Origin of the sequence: Streptomyces sp. NPDC047022 (assembly GCF_040644155.1) — a bacterium.
In the GTDB taxonomy this organism is placed as follows: Bacteria; Actinomycetota; Actinomycetes; order Streptomycetales; family Streptomycetaceae; genus Streptomyces.
The window spans coordinates 1-9143 of record NZ_JBEYVV010000068.1 but is presented as its reverse complement, the minus strand read 5'-3'; the positions used below and the strand labels follow the sequence as shown (position 1 = coordinate 9143).

Sequence of the window (9143 nt, the reverse complement as noted above, 5' to 3'; positions counted from 1 at the left end):
ATGGTGCCGTCGGCGTTCGTCGTCCTGGAGACGCTGCCGCTGACGGTGAACGGCAAACTCGACCGCCGCGCCCTGCCCGCACCCGACTACACGGCGGTCCCGGGTGGGAACGCCCCCCGGAGCCGAGGGGCGGCCGGCATGCTCGAAGAGACCGTGTGCGAGGCGTTCGCACAGGTCCTGGGGCTGCCCGCCGTGGGAATTGAGGACAACTTCTACACGCTGGGCGGCCATTCACTGCTCGCGGTCGCACTGGTGGAGCAACTCCGGCTGCGAGGGGTGTCGGTCTCGGTACGGCATGTCATGGCGAACCCGACCCCGGCCGGACTGATCGCCACGTTGAACCTGTCGTCGGTGCGGGACGCGCTCGGCGGACTGCTGTCGATCAGGGATCGCGGCAGCAAGGCACCGTTCTTCTTCGTTCACCCGGGTGGTGGACTGAGCTGGTGCTACATGCCGCTGGCTCGGTTCGTCCCGGAGGAGTATCCGCTCTACGGCCTGCAGGCCCGTGGCATCGACGAGGGCGGTGAGCTCGCGCCCACGCTACGGGAGATGGCCGCTGACTATCTCGAGCAGATCCGCAGTGTCCAGCCGAGTGGCCCGTACCACCTGTTGGGCTGGTCGTTCGGTGGGACGGTGACCCACGAGATGGCGATTCAGCTGCGGGCTGCCGGCGAGGAGGTGGCGGCGTTGGTCATCATGGACACATTCCCGCTGGCTCCGGAGGCAGCCATCGAACCCTCGCAATCCGGTCGGGAGACGGCGATCGAGGAAATGGTCGACCTCGTTCGGGAAGAACTGGGCTACCTTTTGAACGGCTTCTCGGACGACGAACTGCGCCTGATGGCAGGCGTGTACCACAACAACGTCGACCTGCGGAACAACCATCCGCTCGGCCGGTTCGAGGGGAATGCCCTTCTCCTGGTCGCGACGGAAGGCAGGCCGCCCACCGCTTCCCACGCTGCGAAATGGCAGCCGTACATCTCCGGGAAGGTGTCGGAAGTGCGCTTCGCCTGCACGCACGCAGACCTGATGCGGCCCGAGACACTGGCGCAGGTCTGGCAGGCCGTCGAGGCCTGGCTGCCGGCGCAGCAGGCCTAGCGGACGGGAAAATCGCTGCTGGAGCCAAACGGCTCCAGCAGCGCCCGGTGCTTGGCTCGGACCGTTGCAATCCGGACGTTCAAGTGTGGCGACGGCGCAGTTGAACACCGCTGTTCATTCAGTGAGCTGTCGCAAAGTATTGCTTGGGAACGTATCTCCCATGCACTCTGCAATTGTCGTTTCTCTGCGATCGGATCATTTCTGCCGCGAGTGCGTCCTATCTGCGGTCGCCTCTGGTGTTTGTGGCGGCGAGTATCAAGCCGAAGTTTCGTGGCAAACACCGACCATCTACCGGCCGTTGGCCTTCAGGAGGTAACACCCGTGGCCGTGCAGGACATCGCCTTCGTCGAGTTGTACACCAAGGACAAGGTGCCGGCCGTCGAGCACTTCGTCTCCGCCATGGGCTTCACCCGCGTCGCCGACGCCGTTGCGACCGACCGAAGTTCAGTGCTGCTGTGTCAGGGAGAGGTGCAGCTGGTCATCACCTCGGGCCGCGGAATCTGGCCGTTCCTGGACGAACACGGCGACGGCATCGCCGACATCGCGCTGACCTGTGACGACGTTGCGGCGACCCTTGACACGGCGGTGACGGCCGGCGCCAAGCCGCTCGACTCGGTCGCGGACCATCCGGTCGTGTCGGGGTTCGGTGACGTCGCCCACACGCTGGTGCCCGCCACCCGGTCGGCGACCGCGCTGCCACCGGGCCGCCGGTGGCTCGGCATGCCGGGGGGACGGTCGGCCCAGCAGATCCGGCGGCTGGACCACATAGCGGTCTGCCTCGCCGGGGGCACTCTGGGGGAGTACGCCGACTTCTACCGGGACGCGTTCGGGTTGTCCCGCTACTCCTCCGAGTATGTGGCCGTGGGCGGTCAGGCGATGGACTCGATCGTGGTCCGCAGCGAGTCCGGCCGGGTCACCTTCACACTGGTCGCGCCGGATCCGACGAAGGACCCAGGACAGCTCGACGGCTTCCTGGACCGCAATGCCGGCCCAGGGGTTCAGCATCTCGCGTTCTTGGTCGACGACATCATCGCCGCGGTGCGCGAGTTCCGCGGCCTTGGCGTGGAGTTCCTCAACACCCCGGCGGCCTACTACGACATGCTCGCCGAGCGCATCGGCGAACTGCGCGGGCAGGTCGCCCAGTTGCAGGAGACCCAGGTGCTCGCCGACCGCGACGAGTGGGGCCACCTGCTGCAGCTGTTCACCCGTTCACCCTATGAGCGCAACACACTCTTCTTCGAGCTGATCCAGCGCCAGGGCTCGCGTGGGTTCGGCAGTGCCAACATCCGTGCCCTCTACGAGGCCGTCGAGCGCGAACGGCTGGCCGTCCAGTGACTCGACGGGATCCGAAACTGCTGACCCTGGACGACTACGCCGCCAGGGCACGTCAGGTCATGGCACCCGAAGTGTGGGACTACCTGGAGGGCGGAGCCGGCGGGGAGCGTACGCTCGCCGCCAATCTCGAGGCCTTCGACCGGGTGAGGTTCCGCCCGCAGGTGCTGACCGGCGTCGGGAAACCGGACACGCAGACGCAGATCCTGGGCCGGGACTGGGGTGTGCCGATCGCGGTGGCACCGATGGCGTATCACACGATGGCGGATCCGGGCGGCGAGGTGGCCACGGCGTTGGCCGCGGGCCCGATGGGCGTGCCGCTGGTGGTCAGCACGTTCGCTGGTCGGACGTTCGAGGACATAGCGTGGGCGGCGGCGGCGCCGCTGTGGTTGCAGGTGTACTGCTTCAGAGACCGGGACACGACGCGGCGGTTGATCGAACGCGCGGCACGGGCCGGGTTCGAGGCGCTGGTCCTGACGGCGGACGCCCCACGGTTGGGGCGGCGGCTGCGGGATCTCCGCAACGAGTTCCGGCTGCCGGAGGGAATCGCGCCGGCCAACCTCACCGGGGGCGGGTTCTCGTCCCCGAGCAGTCATGCACTGGCGGAGTTCGACGCCGCGCTGGACTGGTCGGTGATCGAATGGATCCGTTCGGTGAGTTCGCTGCCGGTGCTGGTCAAGGGCGTTCTCACCGGAGCTGACGCCAGGCGGGCGCTGGCGGCAGGGGCGGCCGGGATCGTGGTGTCCAACCACGGCGGGCGGCAGCTGGACGGCGCGCCGGCGACCTTGGAGGTACTGCCCGAGGTGGCGGCGGCGGTCGCGGGCGCGTGTCCGGTACTGCTGGACGGAGGTGTCCGGCGTGGCGCGGACGTGCTGGCGTCGCTGGCATCGGGTGCGGACGCGGTGCTCGTCGGACGTCCGGTGCTGCACGGCCTGGCGGTCGGTCAGTCGTACGGCGTGACACACGTCCTGGGCACTCTCATCGAGGAACTGACGGAGGCGATGATGCTCACCGGAACCGGCTCGGTCGATGACGCGGGCCCCGAACTGGTGCGGTCCGCGCCGCAGGTCCCACATCCGGCCGGCACGCCGGTCGTGGTGCCGGACCGGGCTCGGTACGAGGGATCCGGGCTGCGCCGGGAGGAGCTGCACGGCAGTGTGTCCGATCCCGTGCTGGAGACCATGAACTTCCTGAACGAGATCACGATGCGGTATCCGCAGGCGGTTTCGTTCGCGCCGGGGCGGCCGTATGACGGCTTCTTCGAGACCGAGCAGATCTTCGGGTATCTGCGGCGCTATCTGGACCATCTGGAGGAGGGCGGGGCGTCGCCCGGGCAGGTGCGCTCGGCGCTGTTCCAGTACGGTCCGACGAGCGGGCAGATCCGCGAGCTGATCGCCGATTCGCTACGCAAGGACGAGGACATCGACGTCCCGGCGGAGTCGATCGTGGTGACGGTCGGCTGCCAGGAGGCGATGTTCCTGGCGGTGCGGGCGTTGATCTCCGGTCCGCAGGACGTGTTACTGGTCTCCAGTCCCTGCTATGTGGGGATCTCGGGCGCGGCCCGGCTCCTGGACGTGGCGCTGGTGGCGGTGGACGAGGCCGAGGACGGTTTCCGGTGTGCGGATCTGGAGGCGGCGATCGTCGCGGAGCGGGCGCGCGGGCGCCGTGCGCGCGCGTTCTATGTGATTCCGGATCACTCGAATCCGTCGGGGACCACGATGGCGCTGGAGACGCGCCGCGAGTTGCTGGAGTTGGCAGCGCGTCAGGACATCCTGATTCTCGAGGACAGTCCCTACCGTATGGTCAGTCCGGGACGGCAGCTGCCGACGCTGAAGTCGTTGGACCGTGACCGGCGAGTGGTGCACCTGGGCTCGTTGTCCAAGACGCTGTTCCCGGGTGCCCGAGTGGGGTATGCGGTCGCGGATCAGCCGGTGGTCGACGGCTCGGGTGGGACAGGGCTGCTGGCGGACGAGCTGACCAAGATCAAGAGCATGATCACGGTGAACACGTCGGCGGTCAGTCAGGCCGTGGTGGCCGGCATGCTGCTCGCGGCCGACGGCCGGACCTCGGAGCTGAACGCGAAGGCGGCCGCCTATTACGGCGACGCAATGCGGGCGACGCTGGAACAGCTGGGGAAGAACTTCCCGCCGGGTGAGCGGGAGGCGTTGGGAGTTCGCTGGAACGAACCGACCGGAGGCTTCTTCCTCTCGCTGTGGGTGCCGTTCCGCGCGGACAACGCGGCGCTGGTGCGTTCGGCGGAGGAGTTCGGTGTGATCTGGACGCCGATGTCCTACTTCTATCCCCAAGGCGGCGGAGAGCACAGCATCCGGCTGTCCGTCAGTTACCTGACGCACGCCGAAATCACGGACGGAATCGGACGGCTGGCGGAGTTCATCAGAGCTCAGGCCCAGGTCTGAAGCAACGAACAGGCGATAGGGACAACGGAGGCCGTTTCCGCATCGCGGCGGGAACGGCCGTTCCTCTCTCTGGACGCCATGAGCAGGAAGGTACGCGACATGTTGACGGCAGTACGCCCTATCCGCAGCAAGACCCGTATGTGGGGGTGGACCTTCCGATGACCGTCAGCACCGGCCTCGCCGGCACCGGCCTCCTGGACCCGTCGGCGACCGAGGGCAAGAACGGCCCGGGCACGGCCCGGATCGTGGGCGTCGGCACGGCGAACACGGAGCACTCCTACACGCAGTCGGAGCTGCTCGACATCTTCAAGATCACGGATCCGAAGGTCCGCTCGGTCTTCCTGAACAGCGCCATCGAGCGGCGCTTCCTGACCGTCCCGCCGCTGGACGACGACGGAAACGTGATCACGGAGCTGCAGGGCGAACTGCTCGCCAAGCACAAACGGATCGCGCTGGACATGGGTGCGCGGGCGATACGCACCTGCCTGGAGAACACCGGCATCGAGCCGGCGGACATCGACTACCTCTGCTGCACAACCACCACGGGCTTCCTGACCCCGGGCCTGAGTGCCCACCTGATACGCGAGATGGGCATCCTGCCCAGGACGAGCCGGATCGACGTCGTCGGGATGGGCTGCAACGCCGGCCTGAACGCCCTCAACGCCACCCACGGTTGGGCGGTCGCCAATCCGGGCAAGGTCGCCGTCATGCTCTGCGTCGAGGCGTGCTCCGCAGCGTATGTGATCGACGGAACCCTGCGCACCGCGGTGGTCAACAGCCTGTTCGGCGACGGCGCGGCCGCGATCGCCCTGATCGCCGACGCCCCCGACACCGCATACGCCCCGGCCGGCGTGCCCGCGGGTGCCGGCAGCCCGCGCATCCTGGGCTTCGCCAGCCACATCATCACCGACGCCATCGACGCGATGCGCTACGACTGGGACGAAGCGCAGGGCAAGTTCAGTTTCTACCTGGACCCGCAGGTTCCCTACGTGGTGGGGGCGAACGCGGAACAGGTGGTGGACCGCCTGCTGTCCGGTGCCGGGTTGCGGCGCAGTGACATCAGCCAGTGGCTGATCCACTCCGGCGGCAAGAAGGTCATCGACGCGGTCCGGGTCAACCTGGGTCTGACGCGGCACGACGTGCGGCACACCACCAGCGTGCTGCGCGACTACGGCAACCTGTCGAGCGGCTCCTTCCTGTTCTCCTACGAGCGGCTGCTCCATGAAGGGGTCACCCAGCCGGGTGACTACGGCGTCCTGATGACCATGGGGCCCGGATCGACCATCGAGACGGCACTGGTGCAATGGTGACGGAGAATCAGATGAAGGACAGTAAGCGCGTCACGCCGTCGGCACCGGCGGATGCCGAGGACCTGGTGCTGCGGATCGACGGCCGTGAGCCGCTGTCGGCAGACCTGGTCACGGCGGTGAACGCGGTCTGCGACAGCGCCGAGGACCGGGCCGGCATCGGCCGGGTACTCGTCCAGGTCTCCGGTGTCCCGCAGGGGCCGTGGGCCGGCGACCTGACCGTGGCACTGGTCAGCAAGTGGGAGCGCGCGCTGCGCCGCCTGGAACGGCTGCCCGCGGCCACCATCGCGATCGCCGACGGCGACTGTGGCGGCCTGGCGCTGGACGCGCTGCTGGCCACCGACTACCGGATCGCCATCGGCTGGGTACGGCTGGTGGTCCCGGTCGGGGACGGCACCGCCACCTGGCCGGGCATGGCTCTCTACCGGCTGGCGCAGCGCGGCGCCAATGCCCCCGCGATCCGCCGCGCAGTGCTCTTCGGCACCCCGATCGAGGCGGCCGACGCACTGGCCCTGCACCTGATCGACGAGCCGGCCGACGACCGGGACAGCGCCCTGGCACTGGCAGCCGAGCGGGCCGGCGCGGCCTCGGGTACCGAGCTGGCCATCCGCCGCCAGCTGATGATCGACGCGCCCACCACCAGCTACCAGGAGGCGCTCGGAGTCCACCTGGCTGCCTGCGACCGCGAGCTGCGCCGCACCGCCGTCGGAGCCGCCTCGTGACCACCACGCACCCCCCCGTCACCACCAGCGAGCGTTCGGCCACCCGGCAGGACGGGCCGCAGGAGGTCCGTGCGGAGCTGGCCCACGCTCGCGTGGCGCTGGCCGAGGCCGCCGCACGCACCGAGAAGCTGCTCGCCACCCTGCCGGTGCCGGAGCAGCGCACGGCGGAGCAGCGCGCCACCGCCGCGGCAGCCGTCGACGCCACCCGGGACCTGCGCGCCGCCTTCCTGGACGTCCACACCGACGCCGTCTACGACGAGCTCACCGAGGGCCGTACCCGCCATCTGCGGGTGGCCGAACTCGCCCGGGCCGCGGCGGCCGGTTTCCCCGGACTGGTACCCACCGAGGAACAACTCGCCATCGAGCGGACCCGGATCCAGGCCGCCAAGGAAGGCCTGGAGATCGACCAGGGCATCTTCTTCCGCCAAGTGCTGGCCTCCCCGCAGGCCGGTCCGCACCTGATGGAAACGATGCTGCGCCCCACCCCGCGCGCCCTGGACCTGCTGGCCGGGTTCTCCGCGACCGGCCGAGCCGATCTGGGCTCGGTGGTGCTGGAGCGCACCGGTGCCGCGGCCCGACTGACCATGGTCCGCGACGACTGCCTGAACGCCGAGGACAACCGGCAGATCGACGACATCGAGACCGCCGTCGACCTGGCGCTGCTCGATCCGGCCGTGGAGGTGTGCCTGCTGCGGGGCGGCGTGATGACGCACCCGCGGTACCGGGGCCGGCGCGTGTTCAGTGCGGGCATCAACCTGAAGTCCCTGCACGGCGGCGGGATTTCCCTCACTGATTTCCTGTTGCGGCGCGAACTCGGCTACATCCACAAGATCCTGCGCGGCGTCCTGGTCGAGGAGCGGGCGGCCTGGCGGGGTCGTACGGTCGAGAAGCCGTGGGTCGCCGCGGTCGACGCCTTCGCCATCGGCGGCGGTGCCCAGCTGCTGCTGGTCTTCGACCACGTGCTCGCCGCTTCGGACTCCTTCTTCAGCCTGCCCGCCGCCGAAGAGGGCATCATCCCGGGTGCCTCGAACTTCCGGCTGAGCCGGGCCGCCGGCAACCGACTGGCACGCCAGGTGATCCTGGAAGGCCGACGGGTCTGGGCGACCGAGCCCGAGGCCCGGCTCCTGGTCGACGAGGTCCACGAGAGCGCCGCGCTGGACGACGCCATCGAGCGCAGCGTCGAGCGGCTGCGCGGCGCGGCCGTGCTCGCCAACCGGCGCATGCTCAACCTCTCCGCCGAGTCCATGGTCGAATTCCGCTACTACATGGCGGAGTTCGCCTTCCAGCAGGCGCTGCGCCTGTACAGCTCCGACGTGATCGACAAGGTGGGCCGGTTCTCCGCTGCGAAGCCGGAGACCGCTCGGTGAGCGATGCCGAGGATCCGCGCGTCCGCTACGTGAAGCAGGACCACGTCGCCCGCGTCACGCTCAACCGGCCCGCCGCCCTCAACGCCATGGATCTGCGGATGCATGAGGAGCTGGCCGCGGTCTGGGACGACGTCGAGGCGGACGACGAGGTCCGGGTGGTGGTGCTGACCGGTGCCGGTGACCGTGCCTTCACCGTCGGGCAGGACTTGAAGGAACGGGCCCGCCTCGACGAGGAGGGGGTGCCGCGGTCGACCTTCGGCAGCCGCGGCCAGCCCGGTTGGCCGCGGCTGACCGAGCGGTTCACCCTCTCCAAGCCGGTGATCGCCCGGGTCAACGGCTATGCGCTGGGCGGTGGTTTCGAGCTCGCCCTGGCCTGTGACCTGGTCATCGCCTCCGAGCAGGCGGTTTTCGCCCTGCCGGAGGCACGACTCGGCCTGGTGCCGGGCGCCGGCGGCGCCTTCCGGCTCGCGCGGCAGCTGCCGCTGAAGGCCGCCATGGGTTACCTGCTGACCGGCCGTCGGATGACGGCGGATGTCGCCCTGGGCTTCGGGCTGGTCAACCAGGTGGTACCGGCCGAGCAGCTCGACGACTGTGTCGAGGAGTGGGTCCAGGACCTGTTGCGCAGCGCTCCGTTGGCCGTGAGAGCCATCAAGGAGGCCGTGATGCGCTCGGTGGACATGCCCCTGGAGCAGGCGTTCAACACCGCCTTCGCATGGGAGCAGCGACGCCGCCACAGTCAGGACGCCATCGAGGGCCCGAAGGCCTTCGCCGAGCAGCGCGAACCGCGCTGGCTGGGCCGCTGACCACGACAGGGCCACCACCGGTGGTACGAGAAGGGGCCCGCTCAAGCAGATCTGCGACCACCCGGTGCTCTATCTGAAGGAGGACACCGCGACCGCC

The 9143-nt window shown here is 69.1% G+C and carries 7 protein-coding genes; all 7 read left to right on the top strand.

Going from position 1 to position 9143, the window contains the following annotated elements; all coding sequences use genetic code 11:
* A partial coding sequence (locus ABZ845_RS31530; protein ID WP_360986838.1) for an alpha/beta fold hydrolase occupies nucleotides 1-1098 on the top strand: 1098 nt, incomplete at its 5' end.
* Between the two features lie 321 nt (nucleotides 1099-1419).
* Nucleotides 1420-2433, top strand: a complete 1014-nt coding sequence (gene hppD, locus ABZ845_RS31525) for a 4-hydroxyphenylpyruvate dioxygenase (protein ID WP_360986835.1) — start codon at nucleotides 1420-1422, stop codon at nucleotides 2431-2433.
* Nucleotides 2430-4847 (top strand): aminotransferase class I/II-fold pyridoxal phosphate-dependent enzyme, encoded by a 2418-nt coding sequence (locus ABZ845_RS31520; protein ID WP_360986832.1) that lies wholly within the window; start codon nucleotides 2430-2432, stop codon nucleotides 4845-4847. The genes hppD and ABZ845_RS31520 overlap by 4 nt, the downstream gene beginning before the upstream one ends.
* A 158-nt stretch (nucleotides 4848-5005) precedes the next feature.
* On the top strand, nucleotides 5006-6157 hold the full coding sequence (gene dpgA / locus ABZ845_RS31515) for a 3,5-dihydroxyphenylacetyl-CoA synthase DpgA (RefSeq protein WP_360986829.1): 1152 nt from the start codon (nucleotides 5006-5008) through the stop codon (nucleotides 6155-6157).
* 11 nt (nucleotides 6158-6168) lie between these two features.
* Nucleotides 6169-6876 (top strand): enoyl-CoA-hydratase DpgB, encoded by a 708-nt coding sequence (dpgB, locus tag ABZ845_RS31510; RefSeq protein ID WP_360986825.1) that lies wholly within the window; start codon nucleotides 6169-6171, stop codon nucleotides 6874-6876.
* A 77-nt stretch (nucleotides 6877-6953) separates the two neighbouring features.
* Nucleotides 6954-8243 (top strand): (3,5-dihydroxyphenyl)acetyl-CoA 1,2-dioxygenase DpgC, encoded by a 1290-nt coding sequence (gene dpgC, locus ABZ845_RS31505; RefSeq protein WP_360986841.1) that lies wholly within the window; start codon nucleotides 6954-6956, stop codon nucleotides 8241-8243.
* Nucleotides 8240-9046, top strand: coding sequence for an enoyl-CoA-hydratase DpgD (dpgD, locus tag ABZ845_RS31500; protein ID WP_360986822.1), 807 nt, complete (start codon nucleotides 8240-8242; stop codon nucleotides 9044-9046). The genes dpgC and dpgD overlap by 4 nt, the downstream gene beginning before the upstream one ends.
* The last annotated feature ends 97 nt before the right edge of the window (nucleotides 9047-9143 follow it).